We start from the raw sequence: 332 nt of genomic DNA, 5'->3' as shown, positions 1-332 counted from the left end.
AAAAAATCCTCACACATTACGAAAGGAAATCGATATATCAAACAGGCTCTGACCATGTCGGGATTAATTATAGCACATTCTAAGGATCCAGCTTTTTCTTCTTTTTACAATCGAATTTCCCAAAGAGGAAGCAAGATGAAGGCGATTATTGCTTGTGCTCATAAGATTCTCAGAATCATTTACAAACTACTCTCCACCAAACAGACTTATCAAAAAGAAAAGGCGATAGGACTGAGGAAACAGTTCTAACGCCCAAACTAAAAAAATTTCAATTACAGTATAGCACAGGAAGTGATTTTTTGCGCTTTTTTACTGTCTTTTTTCAAATAAAA

The 332-nt window shown here is 34.6% G+C and carries 1 protein-coding gene; it reads left to right on the top strand.

Going from position 1 to position 332, the window contains the following annotated elements; all coding sequences use genetic code 11:
- Positions 1–249 (top strand): hypothetical protein (locus tag HW098_RS10305; protein ID WP_205403006.1); only part of this gene is annotated, 249 nt, incomplete at its 5' end.
- Positions 250–332: the final 83 nt, after the last annotated feature.

The sequence above is a fragment of the Streptococcus sp. 1453 genome, assembly GCF_013276955.1.
Classification (GTDB): Bacteria; Bacillota; Bacilli; order Lactobacillales; family Streptococcaceae; genus Streptococcus.
Note: the sequence above shows the minus strand (reverse complement) of the source record. Positions and strands in the feature narration are given on the sequence as shown.